General features: G+C 47.1%; 16 protein-coding genes. 3 read left to right on the top strand and 13 right to left on the bottom strand.

Annotated elements, in window-relative coordinates:
* Positions 1 to 77 precede the first annotated feature (77 nt).
* The 9 genes from xyl3A to ACMJ0U_RS10265 all read right to left on the bottom strand — a co-directional run bounded on the left by xyl3A (position 78) and on the right by ACMJ0U_RS10265 (position 11,488).
* Entirely contained in the window at positions 78 to 2,660 is a 2,583-nt protein-coding gene (gene xyl3A / locus ACMJ0U_RS10305) for a xylan 1,4-beta-xylosidase (protein ID WP_417129845.1), read from the bottom strand.
* 133 nt (positions 2,661 to 2,793) lie between these two features.
* The gene (locus ACMJ0U_RS10300) at positions 2,794 to 5,130 is read right to left on the bottom strand and encodes a beta-galactosidase (protein ID WP_417129844.1); all 2,337 of its coding nucleotides are present in this window, start codon (positions 5,128 to 5,130) and stop codon (positions 2,794 to 2,796) included.
* 307 nt (positions 5,131 to 5,437) lie between these two features.
* On the bottom strand, positions 5,438 to 7,537 hold the full coding sequence (gene recG / locus ACMJ0U_RS10295; RefSeq protein ID WP_417129843.1) for an ATP-dependent DNA helicase RecG: 2,100 nt from the start codon (positions 7,535 to 7,537) through the stop codon (positions 5,438 to 5,440).
* On the bottom strand, positions 7,537 to 8,205 hold the full coding sequence (locus ACMJ0U_RS10290; RefSeq protein ID WP_417129842.1) for a 2-C-methyl-D-erythritol 4-phosphate cytidylyltransferase: 669 nt from the start codon (positions 8,203 to 8,205) through the stop codon (positions 7,537 to 7,539). The genes recG and ACMJ0U_RS10290 overlap by 1 nt, the downstream gene beginning before the upstream one ends.
* The gene (locus ACMJ0U_RS10285; protein ID WP_417129841.1) at positions 8,205 to 8,753 is read right to left on the bottom strand and encodes a DJ-1 family glyoxalase III; all 549 of its coding nucleotides are present in this window, start codon (positions 8,751 to 8,753) and stop codon (positions 8,205 to 8,207) included. Before ACMJ0U_RS10285 ends, ACMJ0U_RS10290 begins: the two co-directional genes overlap by 1 nt.
* A 26-nt stretch (positions 8,754 to 8,779) precedes the next feature.
* On the bottom strand, positions 8,780 to 9,616 hold the full coding sequence (locus ACMJ0U_RS10280; RefSeq protein WP_417129840.1) for a TonB family protein: 837 nt from the start codon (positions 9,614 to 9,616) through the stop codon (positions 8,780 to 8,782).
* Between the two features lie 12 nt (positions 9,617 to 9,628).
* On the bottom strand, positions 9,629 to 10,045 hold the full coding sequence (locus ACMJ0U_RS10275; RefSeq protein ID WP_072541576.1) for an ExbD/TolR family protein: 417 nt from the start codon (positions 10,043 to 10,045) through the stop codon (positions 9,629 to 9,631).
* Between the two features lie 6 nt (positions 10,046 to 10,051).
* On the bottom strand, positions 10,052 to 10,771 hold the full coding sequence (locus tag ACMJ0U_RS10270; RefSeq protein WP_417129839.1) for a MotA/TolQ/ExbB proton channel family protein: 720 nt from the start codon (positions 10,769 to 10,771) through the stop codon (positions 10,052 to 10,054).
* Between the two features lie 3 nt (positions 10,772 to 10,774).
* Positions 10,775 to 11,488, bottom strand: coding sequence for a pyridoxine 5'-phosphate synthase (locus tag ACMJ0U_RS10265; RefSeq protein ID WP_417129838.1), 714 nt, complete (start codon positions 11,486 to 11,488; stop codon positions 10,775 to 10,777).
* A gap of 107 nt (positions 11,489 to 11,595) precedes the next feature.
* Here ACMJ0U_RS10265 and ACMJ0U_RS10260 point away from each other — a divergent pair, with 107 nt between their 5' ends.
* Positions 11,596 to 12,480, top strand: coding sequence for an NAD kinase (locus ACMJ0U_RS10260; protein WP_022054607.1), 885 nt, complete (start codon positions 11,596 to 11,598; stop codon positions 12,478 to 12,480).
* A gap of 82 nt (positions 12,481 to 12,562) precedes the next feature.
* On the opposite strand, the gene ACMJ0U_RS10255 is transcribed toward ACMJ0U_RS10260, so the two are convergent.
* From ACMJ0U_RS10255 to ACMJ0U_RS10245, 3 genes are read right to left on the bottom strand one after another with little or no spacing between them, the layout of a single operon-like run.
* The gene (locus ACMJ0U_RS10255; protein WP_417129837.1) at positions 12,563 to 15,631 is read right to left on the bottom strand and encodes a chondroitinase family polysaccharide lyase; all 3,069 of its coding nucleotides are present in this window, start codon (positions 15,629 to 15,631) and stop codon (positions 12,563 to 12,565) included.
* A 56-nt stretch (positions 15,632 to 15,687) separates the two neighbouring features.
* The gene (locus ACMJ0U_RS10250) at positions 15,688 to 17,343 is read right to left on the bottom strand and encodes an AMP-binding protein (RefSeq protein ID WP_022054605.1); all 1,656 of its coding nucleotides are present in this window, start codon (positions 17,341 to 17,343) and stop codon (positions 15,688 to 15,690) included.
* 21 nt (positions 17,344 to 17,364) lie between these two features.
* Complete coding sequence (locus ACMJ0U_RS10245; RefSeq protein ID WP_417129836.1) at positions 17,365 to 17,919, bottom strand: helix-turn-helix domain-containing protein; 555 nt, start codon at positions 17,917 to 17,919, stop codon at positions 17,365 to 17,367.
* Positions 17,920 to 18,012: 93 nt separating this feature from the next.
* Here ACMJ0U_RS10245 and ACMJ0U_RS10240 point away from each other — a divergent pair, with 93 nt between their 5' ends.
* The gene (locus tag ACMJ0U_RS10240) at positions 18,013 to 18,402 is read left to right on the top strand and encodes a hypothetical protein (RefSeq protein WP_417129835.1); all 390 of its coding nucleotides are present in this window, start codon (positions 18,013 to 18,015) and stop codon (positions 18,400 to 18,402) included.
* Positions 18,403 to 18,435: 33 nt separating this feature from the next.
* The gene (locus ACMJ0U_RS10235; protein WP_417129834.1) at positions 18,436 to 19,572 is read left to right on the top strand and encodes a Gfo/Idh/MocA family protein; all 1,137 of its coding nucleotides are present in this window, start codon (positions 18,436 to 18,438) and stop codon (positions 19,570 to 19,572) included.
* Positions 19,573 to 19,583: 11 nt separating this feature from the next.
* Here the strand turns inward: ACMJ0U_RS10235 and proB are convergent, their stop codons facing one another.
* Positions 19,584 to 20,675: a glutamate 5-kinase gene (proB, locus tag ACMJ0U_RS10230; RefSeq protein WP_417129833.1), complete on the bottom strand. Its 1,092-nt coding sequence runs from the start codon at positions 20,673 to 20,675 to the stop codon at positions 19,584 to 19,586.
* Between the last annotated feature and the right edge of the window lie 88 nt (positions 20,676 to 20,763).

Below are 20,763 nucleotides of genomic sequence, written 5' to 3'. Positions count from 1 at the left end.
TATAGTATCATAAAACAAACCGGGCGGTACCTTTATTTCTCAGGTACCGCCCGGCCTTTTATATAGGCAAATCAACATCACTTCAGCTGTATAGCATACTTGCTTAACGCTTTCTCATCCGAACTGCCTCCAATCCATACCTGATATTCTCCCGGACAGAACTGGATGCTGTGTGTGTCTTCATTCCACCATTCCAAATCTTTCTTTGACAAGGTGATGTGTACATCGACTGTCTTTCCAGAGGGAACGGATACGCGCTTGAAAGCACGCAGTGTCTTGACCGGACCAGCCTCATCTCCCACCTTGCTCAGGTAGACTTGTACCACTTCTTCTCCATCCCGGCTGCCCGTATTCGAAACCGGAACCACCACAGAGAGATTATCCTCACTACCTGCCGTCTGCTTGTTGAAAGTGGCTGCCCCGTATGTAAACGTTGTATAACTCAACCCATATCCGAACGGGAACAGCGGACGTTCTTTCATAAAACGATAAGTTCTTCCTGTCATATGATAATCCTCAAAATCCGGCAATTGTTCAATGTTTCGGTAAAAAGTAACCGGCAATCTTCCGGCTGGATTGTATTCACCAAACAAGACATCGGCTACGGCCCGGCCACCCTGCTGTCCTGGATACCAGGCCTGCAAGATAGCCTCACAAGTTTCAGTTTCAGGAACCAGTCCGACAGGTGAACCGGAGCAATTCACTAGAACCACCTTTTTCCCTGCACGATGCAAGGCGGCAAGTAAATTCCGCTGTACTTCCGGCAATTCAATGCTGGTACGGTCTCCCTTCTTAAAGCCAGGCAAGTCGACGCCCATTTCCTCACCTTCCAGGCTTGGGGAAATACCTCCCACAAAAACTACGACATCTGCATGCCGAACCGCATTGACAGATTGGGCAATATCCACTTTCTTTTTAAAGCCCAAGTCAAAATTCAACTGCGCATCACTCTGCAGATATTCAAACTGCAATTCGATGTCATACTTCTTTCCTGCTTCCACTTGCAAAGCATACGATTGCTTGTTTCCGCCATGACTATTATAAAATGACATGGCTTCCTTCTGATTCACCAGCAACCGTCCTTTGCCAAAGCTATACACATCGAAGACCACCTCACCGGAAGCCTTCGGTACGTAAGTCGCATTGTACGTTGCAGAGAAGTCCGTCAGGTTCACACCCGGTGCAAACACCGTAGCCCCTGAGGTGCAGAAATTGAACGGAGTCATCACCCGTGTCTTCACATCTACCTTGCCCTCACGATTCACATTGTTCCAGTAGCGGGCACTGAATCCCGTCCTGCCTTCCGACTTGCATTCACTGAACACACTCTCCAGCAAATCATCACCTACACAAGGACAGCCCTGTTCATAAATCAGTTTATCGCCTTTTCCAAGAGCAGACCGAATACCGTCCAATACGGTAACTGTACGCGCAGGTACTCCATTATAGTTTCCCCACATCATGACAGAATCTTTGGCATTGGGTCCCATAACGGCAACCGTCAGATTCCCCCTCTTCAGCGGAAGTACATTCTGTTTATTGAGCAACAATGTCATCGATTCCCGAGCCATCTTCAAAGCCAATGAATCGTGTGCCGCAGAAGCCACCACAGAAAAAGGAATCTTTGTCCAGGACACTTTGGAAGGATCGTCCATCTCTCCCAAATCAAAACGGGCCTTCAGCAATTTCTTCACGGAACGGTCTATTGCTTTTTCATCTATCATCCCCTTCTTCGCAGCTTCTATCAACGATTCATAAGTTGAACCACATTCCAAATCTGTACCGCTCAACACAGCCGCAGAAGCCGCAGAAGGAGCATCCTTATGAGTCCGATGTCCTTTTTCATCAAAAAAGTCATTGATAGCCCAGCAGTCACTTAATATAATACCATCGAATCCCCACTCTTCTCGCAGAATCTGGGTCAGCAAGCGATTGCTTCCGCAACAAGGCTCCCCTTCAAAACGATTGTATGCACACATCACCTCTTTCACCCCCGCAGCCTGTACCAGCGCCTTGAAAGCAGGCAAATAAGTCTCATACAAATCACGAAGCGGCAAGTTTTCCACATCAAAAGAATGCCGGTTCCACTCCGGTCCGGAATGCACGGCAAAATGTTTGGCGCAGGCATGCAGTTTATCGTATTTTCCATCACTGACACCTTGCAGCCCTTTTACTACATTTACCCCCATACGAGTAGTCAGATACGGGTCTTCTCCGTATGTTTCTATTCCGCGTCCCCAACGAGGATCTCTATAAATATTCACATTAGGAGTCCACATCGTAAGCCCTTGATACCTCTCATAGCTTCCCTTCGACGCATAATATGCACTTTTAGCCCGCGCCTCATCCGACACAGCCGTAAACACCTCATACACCAACGAATCATTAAAAGAAGCCCCCATACCTATCGGCTGAGGAAATACCGTCGCCAGTCCGGCACGCGCCACCCCATGCAACGCTTCATTCCACCAGTTATACGGTTTTATCCCCAACCGTTCTACCGGCTTTGACACATCCATCATCAAAGAGACCTTTTCTTCCAGCGTCAGTTCCTGCAAAAGCAGGTCTGCCCGTTGTTCGGAGGGCAAGGAAGAGTCCCGGAAATCGGGACGAACGCAGCCCAATAAGGCTAAACTTAATAACCAAGCACCATACCTCATAAAATTACTTATTAGCAGTTTCCCATAGTTTTGTTTTACATAGTTTATCCGTGGTGTAAGTTACCACATTTATTTAAAAAACGAGATTTTCAGCAGACTATTTTCTTTTGTTATTCTCAGAATAATACAACATTTACCATCGCAATGTAGTCACATACTGCGGAACAATCTGTACCGAATCTACCCGGGCCACTGAACCTTTGGAAAAATCAGGAACCGCCTCTCCTGGCAAGTCGGAAAGAAAAGGTGCATTTTTCCACAACGGACGAATGTAAAAACTCAGTTCCTCATCAGTCAGTTCCCGCTGAAAACGTTTCAGACTAATCTGCCAGGGAGCTCCGTAATAGAAATGATCCTGCACCAGCTCACCCTTCAAGAAAGCCATAGCCACGTCGCCTGTATAATCCAGCTGCAAGAAGTAATCGTTTACCTGAGGATATTCCTTCCCAGAGAAACGAACTGCCAGCCGACGGCTTCCTACTTTTCGGAAGGTATATTCGGGCTGTACGAGAGGAACTTCTTTTATCTGCTCCTTAAATCCTTTTGCCGAAGGATATTCTACATAACGGAACACCGGATTTCCCATATTCAGCAACCGTACTCTTCCCGCTTCCGGCAACACCATAGAAGAAGTAAGCAACAACTTACCGTCTACCTTACAAGCGTTCAAAGCCTGTTCACGGGTCAGCGTGGTCACTTTAAACCGTTTTCCGCCAGATGTCTTCACCGTAAACGTACTCTTTAAGCCTGCTTCCGGAGTATAGCAATGTTTTCCGGCTACTGTAGTCTTGTCAAACACAAACTCCGGACGAATACCTTCCGGCACAAAGAAAAAATAGTGGTCTGTCCCCTTGTCGTCCAGCTTCAGCAATAACTGGGCCGTGGCATATTTCAACAAGGCATCTTCCATCTGAAAATTAAACGGAAGAATCAGACTCTCATCTTTCGGCAGCGTAAATGTTCCCTGCGAAGGTATACGAAGTGTTTCATCCGCAAACTTCAGCCGTAAGCACAGATCTTTTTGGTCTACCCGAGCCGTATCGTGGTCTTGAAAGTTTACCATAAACACGAAACCCGATTTTCCTTTTACCCGCGCCGCATATCGCAACGTTTCCCGATTATCCGGAGTCATTTGTTCATAACCCTTCGGAAGCACCGTTTCCATCGGTGCCAGCTGACTGGAGAAATCGTTCAAGAACAGATGCAGCAGACGCAACGCACGATAAGAACCGTGCTCCAAACCAAATTCTCCCAAGGGAGCCTGAAAATCATACGAAATCTTGGGCATCCCCATCGGTTCATCGCTGAAAAAGGCCGTAGGTCCCATTTTCGGAGTAGAACCTCCATGATACATATAATATCCGATGCCATTGGCACCGCTCCCCAGCGTACGCACCATCAACGCCTCTGCGGCCTTAGCCGTGACAATAGGGCGACGGGTATAAATCATCTGAATGCCGACTCCCATTTCTGCACAGAAGGAAGGATATTTCTCGGTGTCATAACGCACCGGTGCATAATCGGGATTCTTCTGAATATCCTTGAACATGCAAAAAGGAGACATACCCGGTTTGGCCCAGAAAGGATACGTATAGGCAGCCGTCACAGGAATGGCTTCCTCTCCGATTACAGCCGCATTGCCCCATCCGGTAGCCGTGTACAAAGGTGTCTGGATTCCGGCTTCTTCAGCCATCTTTTTCAGTGTTTTCATGTGCAGGTCACCCAAATCGGCCGTCGTGATTTTCTTATCCTGTACACTCACTCCTATCATCGTAATATTGGCATCATAAGTGGCCGACGTCATGTCCTTTGGTTCGCCCGGATACGTAATTCCCCAAGGAGCCGCCGAATGCTGGTGTTCATTTTCTATCTGCGTGCCGATAATCGTTCCACCGTCTTTATAATACAATCCTTCCAACTGTCGGCCAATCTCTTCATAAAGGCGTTTCACATACTTCAAATAGTTCGCATCGTTCGAACGAATTTCCAAGGGCTTGGCAAACAACCAGTCGGGAAGTCCTCCGTTTCGTATTTCTCCATGACAGAAAGGACCAATTCGTACCACCGTCCACATATTATGTTTCTGACACAATGACAAGAACTTACGAAGATTCCGATTTCCTTCCCAGTTAAATACACCCTCCTTTTCTTCATGAATGCTCCAGAATACATACGTAGGAATCACCGTTACTCCTCCTGCCTTCATTTTCAGGATTTCTTCTTCCCACTGGCATTCCGGATAACGGCTATAATGGAACTCTCCCATTACTGGAATAACCGGCTTTCCCCCTACCGACATATAATAGCTGTTTACCTCAATACGCTCACCGGAAGGAGTATTTCCTCCCAGCTTCAGGTGCCCACTATAAATTGTCTTTTCCTTGACAGGCATATCCAGTTCATACACCTGCTGTGCCACGGCCAGCACTCCAGCCATCATACATATGATTGTTCCCGTAAATCGATTCATTGTTTTTCCTAGTTAAAGTAAAAAATGAGACACACTATCTCTAGTTCAAAAATACCGTCTCAAAATATACGAAAAAATGGAATCTTTTACGGAATACATGTAATTTTTTGCGACCTTACTATCCCGTTTCAACAAGATACACGAAAAGCTTTTATATCCTTCCCCAAACGCAAGTACGTTTCAAGTAGAACGTAAGTACATTTTACCTGAAACACAAGTACGTTTAGATACAAACGTAAAGGCGTTTACCTCCAAACGTACTTGCGTTTTTCCGGTCATTTCCAGACAAATCATATAATATTAACAATCAAGAAATTACAGACCAATTCACATTCTTCTTACGAAGTTCTTTCAACTGTTGCCAGATAATTTGATTTTCCGGCTTCACGCCTTCGGGGTCGTCATCCAGCAGGCGTTCGGCTATTTCACGGACATACTGCAACAACTGGCCGTCCTTGGCGATGTCAGCAATTTTCAAATCGAAGGCTACCCCGCTCTGCTGGGTACCTTCCAAATCGCCGGGGCCACGTAGTTTCAGGTCGGCCTCGGCAATTTCAAAACCGTCATTGGTCTGCACCATGATTTCAATGCGCTTGCGGGTTTCTTCCGTCAACTTATATCCGGTCACTAAAATGCAATAGGACTGGTCGGCACCACGACCTACTCGCCCACGCAACTGGTGGAGCTGGGAAAGCCCGAAACGTTCGGCATTCTCAATAGCCATCACCGAAGCATTGGGCACATTCACGCCGACTTCTATCACGGTAGTGGCCACCATAATCTGTGTTTCGTTAGCCAAAAAACGCTGCATTTCTTCTTCTTTCTCGGCCGGTTTCATCTTACCATGCACCTTGCTGATCTTGTATTCTGGGAACTCCTCGCAAATGTGCATGTAACCCTCTTCCAGGTTCTTGATGTCCATCTTTTCGCTCTCCTGTATCAACGGATACACAATGTACACCTGACGTCCTTCCTGAATCTGTTTCCGCATGAACTCGTACATGCTTTTCCGACGATTGTCAAACTGGTGAATGGTCTGGATAGGCTTTCTGCCGGGAGGCAGTTCATCAATGACCGACACATCCAAATCGCCATACAAGGTCATGGCCAGTGTACGGGGAATCGGAGTGGCCGTCATAACCAGTACATGAGGAGGACGGGTGTTCTTGCCCCATAACTTGGCCCGCTGGGCTACTCCAAAACGGTGTTGTTCGTCAATCACCACCAGTCCCAAGGAAGAGAAATTGACGGTATCTTCAATCACGGCATGCGTACCAATCAGGATATGCACTTCCCCTGTTAATAAGTCGCGGAGAATCGTTTCACGGCGTTTGCCTTTCACGTTGCCGGTCAATAGTTCCACCCGCACGGGCATCCCATTCAGAAAGCGACGGATGGTTTCATAATGCTGTGTGGCAAGAATTTCCGTCGGAGCCATCATGCAGGCCTGGAATCCGTTATCCAAGGCTATCAGCATGGTCATCAGGGCTACTAATGTTTTTCCGCTGCCCACATCGCCTTGTAATAGACGGTTCATCTGCCGTCCGCTGCCCATGTCACGACGCATTTCCTTGATTACACGTTTCTGTGCCCCTGTCAACTGGAAAGGCAGGTGATGCGCATAAAAGGTATTGAAAATTTCACCCACCCGTTCGAATACCAGTCCACGGAATTTGTTACGACGTTCTTTGGTATAACGGAGAATATTGAGCTGTACGTAAAACAGTTCCTCAAATTTCAAACGATACTGTGCCTTGCGGAGAAGTTCCGGATTCTGCGGGAAATGAATATTATACAACGCATCGGTCAGGGGCATCAGTTGGTGTGCCGCGATTAAAGAGGGACTCAGCGTTTCCTCAAAACTTTCCTTCTGCAAAGCCTGAAAAAGATTTTTCATCAGCTTCTCCAGTGCATGTGAATTGAGGCTGGTACGCTTCATCTTTTCCGTAGTATTGTAATAAGGCTGAAGTCCCATGGTAGAAAGGGTAAGCTCCTGTGCCGGGTCAATATCAGGATGAGCCACGTTGATACGTCCGTTGAAAACCGTCGGCTTGCCAAACACGATGTATTCCTCGTTGGCTTTGTACTTTCCGGTGATGTACTTTAATCCCTGAAACCACACTAAGTCCACCACACCCGTACCATCGGAGAAATGTCCAACCAACCGGCGCTGGCGACCTTCTCCGAACATTTCAAAACTCAGAATCCGCCCACGGAGCTGGATGTAAGGCATGTTACCGTCTATCTCATGAATGTAATACAGACGACTGCGGTCCACATACTTGTATGGGAAATAATACAACAGGTCGCGTAAGGAATAGATGTTCAATTCCTTATTCAGTATGGCCGCCCGCTGCGGTCCTACCCCCGGCAAATATTTCACATCGCGTGTGGATAAGTCAAACATTAGTCGTCAATAAGAGATTCTGCCACTTTCAAGTCAAAAGGTGTGGTGAGTTTAATGTTCTCCCGATTGCCAGCTACCAGATGTACCGGCTGTCCCAATGCTTCCACCACAGAAGCATCATCGGTAAAGAAAGGTTTGTAATCCTGCGCATAGGCCCGTTTCAACAATTCCACAGTGAAGACTTGAGGAGTCTGCACCAACTTGTAATCATTGCGTGATACAGTCTCACTGCTTCCTTCGGATAGCAAATGACGGACTGTTTCCACTACATCTGTTACCGGAACCACAGCCTGCAAAGTGGCTGCCTGGGCATAACAACTCGAAATGACTTCAGCAGAAACGAAAGGACGAACCCCGTCGTGCACACCGACCACACCGTCTTCTTCCACCAGTGCCAGCCCGTTCTTTACGGAATGGAAACGCGTTTCTCCACCTGCCGCAATATGGTGAGGCAACATAAAGCCATATTCAGCACAAAGGTGCTCCCAGTAGGAACGCTGTTCCACCGGAAGCACCACAATCAGTTCAATGTTCGGGTCACAGGCATGAAAAGTCTCCAGCGTACGCATCAATATCGGTTTTCCTTTTACCGAAATGAATTGTTTGGGAATCTCTCCCCCCATACGCAGGCCTTTTCCTCCCGCTACCACTATCACATATTTCTTCATTAAGCCAGCAACATTCCTTTTTTCACTTCGAGTACTTTTTCTGCTCCTGCAAATTTCTCCAGGATAGTAAAGCCAAAGGCAGGTGCGGCACCCGGACCTTTACCCAAAATGAAATTGTCGACTACCTCTACCATATTTCCTGTATACTCTGCTCCTTCCAGGAACTTGTCGAAACCCGGATAACAAGTAGCTTTCTTGCCTTTCAGCAAACCACGCTTACCATATACCATCGGAGCAGCACAAATGGCAGCCAACGGTTTTCCGGCAGCTGCAAAGCTCATAATCAGTTTGTCCAGTCCGGCATGTGCATCCAGGTTAGTAGCACCCGGCAGTCCACCTGGAAGAACAATCATTTCTACGTCTTCCTCCTTCAGTTCTTCGAACAACAAATCAGCCACAATGGGTACCTGATGAGAACTGATGACCGTCTTGTTTCCAGTGACAGACACCGTTTTTACGTTCAATCCGCCTCTGCGCATAATATCCAACGGAAACATGGCTTCCATTTCCTCGAAACCTTCAGCCAAAAAGATACAAACTGCTTTCATAAATCTATTATTTAGAATTAAAAGTTTTATTTCAACTTAAAGTAGTACGTAATGGTACCACTCTGATTATTTACCCCATCCACTGCATTAAAACGTGCTTTTCGAGCTGCCTCTTCCGCTGCTCTTCGCAACGCCAGATTCACTGTGTTCGTCCGTTTGTTAATGCTGGTACTGATAACCTGTCCGGCTGGATTCACCACAATGGTTACAACCACACGGCCTTCATCCTGTACATTGTAGACGGGTACAGGAAGCTTTCCACCTCCCAAAGTTCGCCCGTTCAAGTCGAATGTGCCATAACCACCTACACCGCTCGTTTTTCCGGTAGAAGAATTACCCGTAGGACTACCCTGCAGTCCGGCTCCGGTGGCATTTCCTTTGCTTCCCATCTGAGAACCTTTTCCAAATGCCCCGGCAATAGCACTGGCCGCAGCCTGAGCAGCCGCTTTTTCTGCTTCCGCCCGTTTTTCAGCCTCTGTTTTCTCCTTCGGCTTTTCCACCTTCTGCGTTTCAGTCTTTACTGGTGTCTTTTTAGGTTGTTCCTTCTTCGTTTCAGTTTTAGGCTTTTCTTTTTTCACTTGTAAAGAAGGTTCATCCTGCTGCGTAATCATGGGTTGTTCCACCTCTGGCTCTACTGAAGCTTCCGGAGCAGAAGAAGGCGTTTCCGAAGGCATGACATCCACCTCGGTCATCGTATAAGGGTCGGCATCACCTACAGCCAGTTCCGTATTGCCCAGCATAACGGGCACACCGCCTTCCTCCTGCTCTGCCGGAACGGTCAGCTTCAGAAGAAACAGCAACAGCAGCACCAGCACATGCAAAGCCACCGTACATACAATTCCGATTACCTTATTTTTTTTCAACGTTACTCTGTTTTAGTTTTTATCCGGACGGCGAGTCGCCAGGACCATCTTAAAATGATTCTCGTTCGCAATATTCAGCACCCGCACGATTTCCCGATAAGGAATCGATTCATCGGCATACAATGCCACATACATTTCCGGTTCTTTCCGGGCACATTCCTGAAGAAATGCAGCCACCTCATCAATAGCCAGCGGCATTTCATCTTCATTGCCAAAAGCTCCGTAATAATTTAAATCTTTGTCTATAATCACCCGTGCCATGGGTTTAGCCGAAGTCTGCTCCGAACCTTGCGGCAGAAGCACCTTGATGGCATTCGGCGATACCATGGTAGAAGTAATCATAAAAAATATCAGCAGCAAGAAAATCAAGTCGGTCATAGACGACATGCTGAAGCTGGGTGATATTTTCTGTCTTCTCTTTAAAGCCATACGCGATTATTTTTCAGTCGGTTCATTCAGCAAGTCCATGAAAGCCAACGTACGTGCTTCCATCTGACTTACTACCTTATCCACACGATACACCAGATGATTATAGGCAAACATCGTAGCAATACCTACGACCAGTCCGCCCACCGTAGTAATCATGGCTTCATAAATACCACTTGACAAAAGAGTAATATCAATATTGTTTCCGGCATTGGCCATATTCCAGAAAGCACGTACCATACCAGTTACCGTACCCAAGAATCCCAACATCGGCGCCCCACTTGAAATAGTAGCCATGATAGACAAACCATTTTCCAGCTTGGCCACTTCAATGTTTCCGGTATTTTCAATGGCAGCCTGCACATCGGCAACCGGACGTCCCATACGAGTAATACCCTTCTCAATCATACGCGAGGAAGGAGTATTCGTAATACGGCAATAATTAATAGCCGATTTGATTTCTCCCGATTTGATATAATCACGGATACGTTCCATAAACAAGGGATCATCCTTTCCAGCCTTGCGGATAGCCACCGCACGCTCAAAGAAAATATAGAAAGCAATTACCGACATCAGAGCCAGTACAATCATAATCCAGCCTCCTTTGCAGGCCATATCCCAAAGATTCATCTGCGGTTCACCCGAAGCAACCGGAGTCAACACCGGATTTGCTCCGGCCATTGTATCGGCTACAGCTTGTGCGGCAGCCAGTAAAGTTAATGTCATCATAATTTAACGAAGGCAATTTTTATATTCTTCAATAGTTTTCTTTAATCCTAAATAAAGTGCATCACAAATCAGTGCGTGACCAATAGAAACTTCATCCAGCCAGGGGATATTATCATGGAAATATTTCAAGTTCTCCAAACTTAAATCATGTCCTGCATTCAATCCCATTCCCAGTTTATGTACTCTCTCAGCCGCTTCTATAAAAGGAGCTACAGCTACTTCCGGGTTCTTAGGATAGAGTGACGCATAAGGTTCCGTATACAATTCCACACGGTCGGCTCCTGTCTTGGCCGCATACTCAATCAGTTTCAGGTCTGTACCTACAAAAATAGAAGTACGTATGCCTGCCTCACCGAACGTATCCATCAATTCTGTCAGGAAAGCCTGATGCGTCTTGGTATCCCATCCGCAATTCGAAGTAATCTGGTCAGGAGCATCCGGCACCAAAGTCACTTGCGTAGGTTTTACTCTCAGCACCAGATCGATAAACTCTTTTGAAGGATATCCTTCAATATTGAACTCAGTCTTCAACACCGGGCGCAAGGCATATACATCCGAATACCGGATATGACGTTCATCCGGACGCGGGTGAACCGTGATACCTTCCGCCCCGAACTGCTCGCAGTCCAGCGCCACTTTCTCTACATCAGGGTTGTTTCCACCTCGTGCATTACGAAGCGTAGCCACCTTATTTATATTCACACTTAATTTAGTCATATTTCAGAATTTCACTATCTTTGCATCAACAACGTGCAAAGTTAGCAGGTTTTACGAGAAACTTGACATGTTTATTCTTAAAAAGATTGATAAAAAAGACACATTCTATGCAGCGGAAGATGAAGTTCGCCCTCTTTGGAAATACGTATCAGGAGCATAAATCAGCCCATGTAACCCATCTGTTGGAAATCCTCCGGCGCAAGGAGGCACACATTTGTATCCATCGTGAGTTTTATGAGTTCCTTCGCCTGCACACAAACGCAGATTTAACCAATTTAGAAATCTTCAACGGACATGATTTTACAGCCGACATGGCACTTAGTGTGGGAGGAGACGGTACGTTCCTGAAAACAGCCAGTCTGGTTGGTAACAAAGAAATTCCCATACTGGGTATCAATACCGGAAGACTGGGTTTTCTGGCCGATATTTCGCCCGACCAGATGGAGGAAACCTTCGACGAAATTTATCAGGGAATGTATCTGGCAGAACCACGAAGGGTACTGAAACTCACCTGCAATGGTCAGGTGCTGAAAGGTTATCCTTACGGACTGAATGAAATCGCCATTCTGAAACGCGACAGTTCTTCCATGATTACCATCCGTGCCTATATCAACGGTGAACTGTTGAATGTGTATCAGGCAGACGGACTGATTGTGGCCACCCCTACCGGCTCTACAGGCTACTCCCTCAGTGTAGGCGGTCCGATTTTAGTACCTCAGAGCGGTACCATCAGCCTGACTCCTGTAGCTCCACACAGCTTAAACGTACGCCCCATTGTCATTCGCGATGAGTGGGAAGTCACATTGGAAGTAGAAAGCCGCAGTCATAATTTTCTGATTGCCATTGACGGACGGAGTGAAACGTTCCGTGAAGGTACCCGACTTACTATCCGAAGAGGAGAATACTTCATCCGTATCGTCAAGCGCTGCCACCACTCTTTCTTCAACACCTTACGTGAGAAAATGATGTGGGGAGCCGATTCGCGTAACTAACTATCCATTATACAAATACACAAAAAGCAGGAGCGTTCAACTTGTTGCTCCGGCTTTTTGCGTATATATACCTTACAGTATCCTATTTGGAAAGCTGCACATCATAGCTCTTTCCTTCACGGCAAGTAAACTGCAATGCGGTGTGCTTCTTGTCCGATTCCAGCACCTTCACGGCAGGATGAGATGCCACATTCCATTTCCCTTTCAAGGTGATGGTCACCGGAATCTCCTTACTCTCGTCATCAATCCACGGACGAGAATAAATACTGCGTTCAATACGTTTTCCATTCTCATCAAAAGCCTCATCACTCGGACCGCGATAGAAGGCCATATCCGGTTGTGCCACGGTCAACACCAGTTTTTTCTTGTCCACCTGCTTTACCATAGCCAGACAAGAAGTATCTGCCTTCTCAATGAAATCACCTGGCAAAGTCTTCTGTGGAGTCTCAAAAAGCACGTATGAAGTCAAGTGTTCTGCACTGGAAGTCACGATATGCGCATTCCGGTCTTTCTGCAACACCTGATAAGTCGGCTGTTTGGCAAACTGTGTCAAACCCTGTTCATCAGTCTGCGGCAACACCGCATATTCATACGAAGCTCCCTGAGGTGCTTTTCCGTGATTGAACACCAAAGACACCCAATCACCGGCAGTCGGTTTTACACTACGTTCACCTACTGTTACCTGAGGGAAGTTCTTTTCAAACTGTACATTGCCCGGTACATAATACCCCACTCCATTAGGAGCCAGATACGTATGTCCGTTATCCTTCCAGCTGTCCCAATATGCTTTTTCTTCCGGCGTAATGGCAGCCAGCTGGAATACAGTGGTTTCTGTTGGATAATCCTGATTAACGTTCTCAATGTCAGAACCAAGGGCTACGATGGTATTTCCAAAGAAATGATACGAAACCCGTGCACGGTGCGAGCCGTTGTACTTATCATGTTCGTGCAACTTCATACCAAAATTACCATTCTCACGTTCTTGAGAAAGTCCTCCGGCAAACGCCTCATCAGAATACAGCATTTCTTCCATTCCAGAAAATGCATCCACATTCAGCACTTTTGCACGTAACTGATCAAAAGGCAGATGAATGGAAGTAGCACCCGGAATCCGGTTCCAGTCGAATCCGTTTTCCTGCCAGCCGCTCGTTGTAAAGGTTACTCTTTCTCCCGGCTGAGCAGTCAGCACCTGCATGCTGCCATAACCCAAGTATCGTCCGTAGAAATTGGCATCCAGGTAATGTTCCGCATCCCACAAGTAACGTGAATGGCCACGCACCACAGCAGCCCAATTGTTTCGTCGCTGTACAGACACACAACCATATCCCAACGCTAAATTTCCCTGAGGGTCTTTTTCAGACGTAAATCCCGCTTTCAGCAACTTTTTCTCCAGTTTGCGTTCCAATCCAGCTGGTGCCTGCGGCAAATAATCGGGTTCATTAGCACCCGGTTTTGCCGGTTCTCTTACCAGACGCAGATAAGCAGCAGCCATATCGGCATCATACTTTTCTTTTCCGTCAGGAGTTCCAGAGATAGCCATCATAGCATACTGTACCGGAATCAGCTTTCCTTTTCCATTGGGATGGCGTCCCGACATCGACAACGGGAACTGTTGCTGGTTACAATAGAAACGCATGGTCAGCAACACATCTTTTACGGTTTGATGAGCCAGTTCTGATACGGCAAATGTCGTTCCACTCATCAGATAAATCATGTTAGTTGCCCCATCCAGACCTCCAACCGCATACGCAGGATAGTTATTACGGTGATGGAAGGCAGCCCCGTCACTCTTAAAGGCACCCGCCAGCCCCGGAGCCGGACGGCATCCGTAGTCAATCCAGCGTGAGAAAGCACGCAAGTAACGAAGTTTTTCCGGCGTATCCTCCATCATCAGAATGCTGGCAATGCGCCCGGAAGTCTGTGTATTAAAGGAATCCATATCAATACCGTTTCCGGTCGGCTTTGGATATACCTCATTCGTAATGGCATACCAGCGCATGGTAGCTTCCGCTTCTGCCAAGCGATTTTCTTCACGGAGCACATCCTTCATCAGAAAATAAGAAAGATACAAACTGCGTACACTGTATCCATAATGATGTATGTTTCCCCAGCAACTTCCGTAAGCTACTCCCTGATCGGTAATATGATCGTACATAGCCATGAATTTCTGACGCATTTCCTGTTTCACCTGTACGTCCTGCGCGTTATGATATGCCACGGCAATGGTTTTCATCAGGTCAAAATAGGCTTTCATTTCCATGCCCAACTTCGTAAACATGTCCTTATCCCAATGGGGAATCATACGCTCGTATGCTTCCGACTGACGTACCATAAAAATAGGCAGTCCGCTTACTTTACCGTTTTTATATACAATCTTATAGGCATCGAACTTGCGACGGATATTATCAATCTGTTTTTGAGACAATTTACCCGGCGTATAAATCAAATCCCGGTAACGTTTTTCCATCAGGTGCATATCCTGAAGCTCTTTTTCTGAAACCGGCTTCAAAGGCAAATCCGACTTCCACAATGAATGAGGATAAATCACCAGCCAGTGATTAGTCGTTCCTTTATGTACAAAAGGCACCTGTACATCGGCAGCCTGCTGACGCGCATCTACCTTGCTGGCCGGAATCAGATGATCGATAAAAAGTTCCCCTTCTACATCCGGTGCCAGTATCCTCAACTCATTCATACCTTCTTCCGGCGTACCTTCCATGTCGCGTTCATAGCAAACCCATGCTGCACGCCATCCGGTGAAGTTAATACCGAAGGGAAAAGATGTACATACCTTTCCATCCTTCAAGAATTGAAAGGTTATCTTCTTATCTACTGCCTTCTCGTTATACACCCATACAATAAAAGCCGACAGATACGTATCTTTTCCCGTCGGATCTTTGGCTTCAAACTTCAAATCCTTTTTCAGGGAAAGGACAGCCCCCGGTTTATACGTCCAACGCAGGGAACGGCTTCCATCTTTATAGTGCTCATCACTAAGAGATAAAGTCGATCCTGCGCCGGAGAGTTCCTGCGGTACAGCTTCTTCAAAAGAGAGCAACCGCTCGTGCTTTACGACCTGTGCTGTCAACTCACCAGAAATCGCAAAGAAACTTAATACAGATGCTAGATTAATAAAAAATTTTCCTTTCATTTGTACCGTTCTACATAAAATTTAAGTATCGGTACAAAGATAGTATTTTTTATCATTTAATTGTTGTCTTTTTGACGGATTTCCACACGGCGGATTTTTCCACTGATAGTTTTCGGCAGTTCATCCACAAACTCAATGACACGCGGATACTTGTAAGGAGCTGTCACCCGTTTCACGTGATCCTGCAATTCCTTTATCAGTTCCGGTCCAGCCTTCTGCTTGTAGTCCTTTGCCAATACGATAGTGGCTTTTACCACCTGACCGCGTATTTCATCGGGCACACCCGTAATGGCACATTCCACTACAGCCGGATGCGTCATCAAGGCACTTTCCACTTCAAACGGGCCGATACGGTAACCGGAGCTCTTGATGACATCGTCGGCACGTCCTACGAACCAGTAATAACCGTCTTCGTCACGCCAAGCCACATCGCCCGTGTAATAGATACCATCGTGCCAAGCCTCACGGGTAAGTTCAGCATCACGATAATATTCCTTGAACAAGCCAAGCGGTTTACCTTTATCCGTACGTACCACAATCTGTCCCTGTTCTCCATCTTCCGCTGAACGGCCGTCTGGTTTCAGCAAGTCAATGTCATACTGCGGATTAGGCACGCCCATACTTCCCGGTTTCGGCTCCATCCATGGGAAAGTAGCCAGTGTCAATGCCGTTTCTGTCTGTCCGAATCCTTCCATCAGACGAATGCCCGTAATGCGCTTGAAAGTTTCATATACAGAATAGTTCAACGCCTCGCCCGCCGTCGTGCAATATTCCAGTGAAGACAAATCATATTTCGACAAGTCTTCCCGAATCAGGAAACGATAAATCGTAGGAGGTGCACACAGCGAAGTAATGTGATAATCATGAATCTTTTGCAGGATATCTGCCGGGGTAAACTTCTCATGGTCGTATACAAAGATATTGGCACCGGCAATCATCTGTCCGTACAGCTTTCCCCATACAGCCTTTCCCCATCCGGTATCTGCAATGGTCAGGTGCAGACTATTCTCATGCAGATTGTGCCAGAAGCATCCGGTAGCAATATGTCCGAGCGGATAAGTAAAGTCGTGTGCCACCATCTTCGGTTCCCCGGTAGTTCCCGAAGTAAAGTACATCAGTGAAATATCCTCATTGGTATTCACATGTTCCGGACGTACAAAAGGAGCGGCAGCTTCCATACCCTTATGGAAATCTTCAAAGCCCTCCGGATATTCCGGACCGACACTTACCAGGCGTTCTACTGTAGGAGAATCAGGCATAGCCGCCAGAATATGCTCTGTGATAACCGGTTCACCGGCAGCCACAATCATCTTGATACCGGCAGCCTGACAACGATACACAATATCTTTCTTTGTCAGCAAGTGTGTAGCCGGAATGACCACTGCCCCCAACTTGTGCAGAGCAATAATAGAGAACCAGAATTCATACCGACGTTTCAAAATCAGCATGACCTTATCTCCATGTCCTATTCCCAGGCTCTGGAAATAGGAAGCAGTCATATCGGTATATTTCTTCAAGTCCGCATACGTAAACTGTATATGTTCCCCTTTGTCGTTTGTCCACAGCAACGCATTCTTATCGGGCTGTTCAGCCGCCCAGGCATCTACCACATCATAACCGAAATTAAAATTTTCCGGCACCTTCACTTTAAAATTCGCAATGAAATCCTCTTGTGAAGTAAAGTGAGTTTGTTCAACAAATCTTTCTAACATATTTCTTTTCAAAATTAATTACTACATAACGATGGCAAGGAATTTCACCGCTTTCCCGTCGAGGGCTTTCATTCCGTGAGGCAGTGAAGAATCGAAATAAAGGCTGTCTCCCTGCTCCAGAATCAAATCTTTTCCGTTTATGCTCAACAGCATCCGGCCCTCAATCACCAGATTGAATTCCTGTCCGTAGTGCGTATTATAATAAATAGGTATATCCTCCGGCTTGGGTTCTACCGTCACCAGGAAAGGATCAGCCTTGCGGTTGCGGAACCCCGAAGCCAGCGACTGGTATTTATATGCCTTCGTACGCTCTACCGAGATACCGGTTCCCCAGCGCGTCAGAAAATAAGCATTCATCTTAGGTTCTTCCCCGAACATCAGCACGTCAAGCGGCACGTTGCACTTCCGTCCTATCTGCTGCAACGTACTGACCGCAATGTCACACTCGCCCGACTCAATCTGCCGATATTGTTCCACCGACAACCCACATTGTCCGGCCATGTCCTCTACACTCAAATCCAGCGCATCGCGTAGTCCGCGGATACGTTCTCCTATTTGTCTTATTTGTTCGTCCATAGTGCAATTTTTTAGTTATTCGCTCAAAATTACGAAAGATTATGAAAAACCAAGAAAAATATTTCGAACTTTGTAACCGAAAATTTTTAAACCATGATCAGACAGGATTACATCATACGCATGATTCAGGAAATATTTGCCGCAATAGCCAACCTGATTCTCCGCCGGAAGCACATCAGCAAGTCGGACTGGGAGGAATATGAAAGTACGGCACGGCAAGTGCTGGAAGTCACTCCCCAGCAGCTGGAAGAAATGGACGGACAAACCATACTGGAAAAATACAGTCAGGAAAAAGATGGGATGGAGAAGACCGAATTAGCCGCCATGATGTTGCTGAAAATGGCGGAAGACACCGAAAACATCGTCCCTAAGGCCCGCCTTCGCCAGGAAGGACTCTACCTGCTGAAATATGTGCAGGAACATGGAAATACCTATTCTCTGTCACGCAACCTGCTGATTCAATTTTTGGAATCAAAGGACTGATCTCCACCGACGAAAAAAACGAACCTGCTAACCATGAATACACTGAAAATAGCCTATATCGGTATGGGATACCGGGGAAAGCAACTGCTTGCCCTGACCCGACACATTCCTTACTTCCAAGTGACTGCCATTGCCGACCCGGAAGCCCGGGAAGCCGACTACGACGTGCCTTGCTACAACCAGGGAGGAGACGATTATCAAAGAATGATTGCCCTTCATGTCCCGCAACTGGTTTTCATTGCCTCTCCATGGCAGTTGCACGTACCCCATGCTCTATACTGTATACAACACGGCTGCCATGTGGCACTGGAAATCAAAGGGGGGCTTTACCTGCATGAGTACCAGCCGCTGATTGAAGCGGCTGAAGCCGGAAAGAAAAAAATCTTTCCGCTGGAGAACACGCTTTTCCGGCAGGAAATTCTGGCCATGCACAACCTGGTCAGTGACGGTGAATTAGGTGAAGTAGTATACATGCGAGGAGGTTATCGTCACGACTTGCGAAATCTTCTATTGGACGACCAGGGTAATCTGGGCAACCGGAAAAAGACGGAAAGCATCTGGCGAAGCAAATTCTACCAGCAAGAGAATGGCGACCTTTATCCTACTCACGGACTGGCTCCTCTCTGCCTCATCGCCGGCATTCCCCGCAAAGACCGTTTTGTACGCCTGACCTCCTTTTCTTCCAAACCCGCAGGCCTATACCAGCGTATTCGTGAATTAGGGGGAAATCCTCATGTACCTGTCACGCAGGGAGATGTAACCGTCACCCAGCTGGAGACAGCTTCCGGAACCTTGGTTTCTTTGGCCCACGACACCACCCTTCCCCGCCCCAGAAGCCTGGACTTCGAAATACAAGGCACCAAAGGAATCTGGCAGGGAGACCAGCGACGCATTTACCTGGAAGGAAAAAGTCCGCACGAAACATGGGAAGCAGATACCGCTTACCTGCAAAAATACGAACACCTCTATTGGCAACAATGGGGAGAAGAAGCGCTGCGCATCGACACGCACCATGAAGGCATGGACTACATCATGCTCAAAGCATTAGAAGCCGAAATGAAACAGGAGATACCTTACCCGGCCGATATACACGACCTGGCTCTTTGGACTTCAGTTACCCCTTTGTCCATACAGTCCGTAGCAGAACAACACACCGTACCGATGGAGTAAGCCATTCCGGTTTATTCCAAATACAGATAATCGTAATGTACCAGCGGTTTCTGTCCGTGCTGTCCCACCATGGAAAGTGCTTCTGCCGAGTCGGCTGATACACGGCCTACTCCAATCTGACGCCCCTGCTCGTCCATCACGCGCACGAGGTCATCTTTCTCAAAATCTCCCACAACCCGCGTCACTCCCACCGGAAGGATGCTGGTAGCCTTCACTCCTCTGACGGCCTCTACTGCCTGACGGTTCAGATGAAGTTCCCCTTTGGCAAAGCCTTCACTGTGCGCAATCCACTTCTTCATGCTCGACACTCCCTCCATGGCTGGAAGGAAACGGGTACAGACAGTCGTATCCGGATGACACAACAAATCCGACAGGATGTTCTCTTTCTTGCCATTGGCGATAATCACGGCAATTCCTTCATCGGCCACCTTGCGGGCAATGGTGCTTTTGGTAAGCATCCCTCCCCGTCCGAATCCGGACTTCTCTGTCTGAATGTAATCCGACAAATCCTTTCCACGCTCCACCGTACGTATCACAGAAGTACCCGGCTGAGAAGGTGAACCGTTATAAATGCCGTCAATGTTACTAAGGATTATCAATGCCTGCATGTCCATCATCGAAGCAATCATACCCGATAGTTCATCATTGTCGGTAAACATCAGCTCAGTCACCGAAATCGTATCATTTTCGTTCACGATGGGAATCACTCCGTTCTCCAGCATCACCTTCATACAATTGCGCTGGTTCAGATAATGCCGGCGGGTAGAGAAGCTTTCCTTTGTCGTGAGTACCTGACCTACGGCGATGCCGTGCTCACGAAACAGTTCATAATAACGGTTAATCAGCTTAGCCTGTCCCACTGCCGAGAAAAGCTGCCGCTGGTCCACGCTGTCCAGTTTCCGTAAGGGTTTCAACTCACTTCTTCCTGAAGCCACCGCTCCGGAAGACACCAGCACAATTTCCACTCCTGCTTTATGCAACTCTGCCACCTGATCCACCAATGCCGACATACGGGTCACATCCAATGTACCGTCACGGCGGGTCAGCACGTTACTACCTATCTTTACCGTGATTCTTTTATACTGATACGTTTTGTTTTCCATGATTCATTCTCACTTTTGCACGAGTTATCCCAAAACCCGCTTTCGGATACACATAATCTTCCTACTTTCAATGGCAAATTTAATAAAT

The organism is Phocaeicola sp. (assembly GCF_048170425.1).
In the GTDB taxonomy this organism is placed as follows: Bacteria; Bacteroidota; Bacteroidia; order Bacteroidales; family Bacteroidaceae; genus Phocaeicola.
This window is presented reverse-complemented; position numbering and strand designations above follow the sequence as displayed.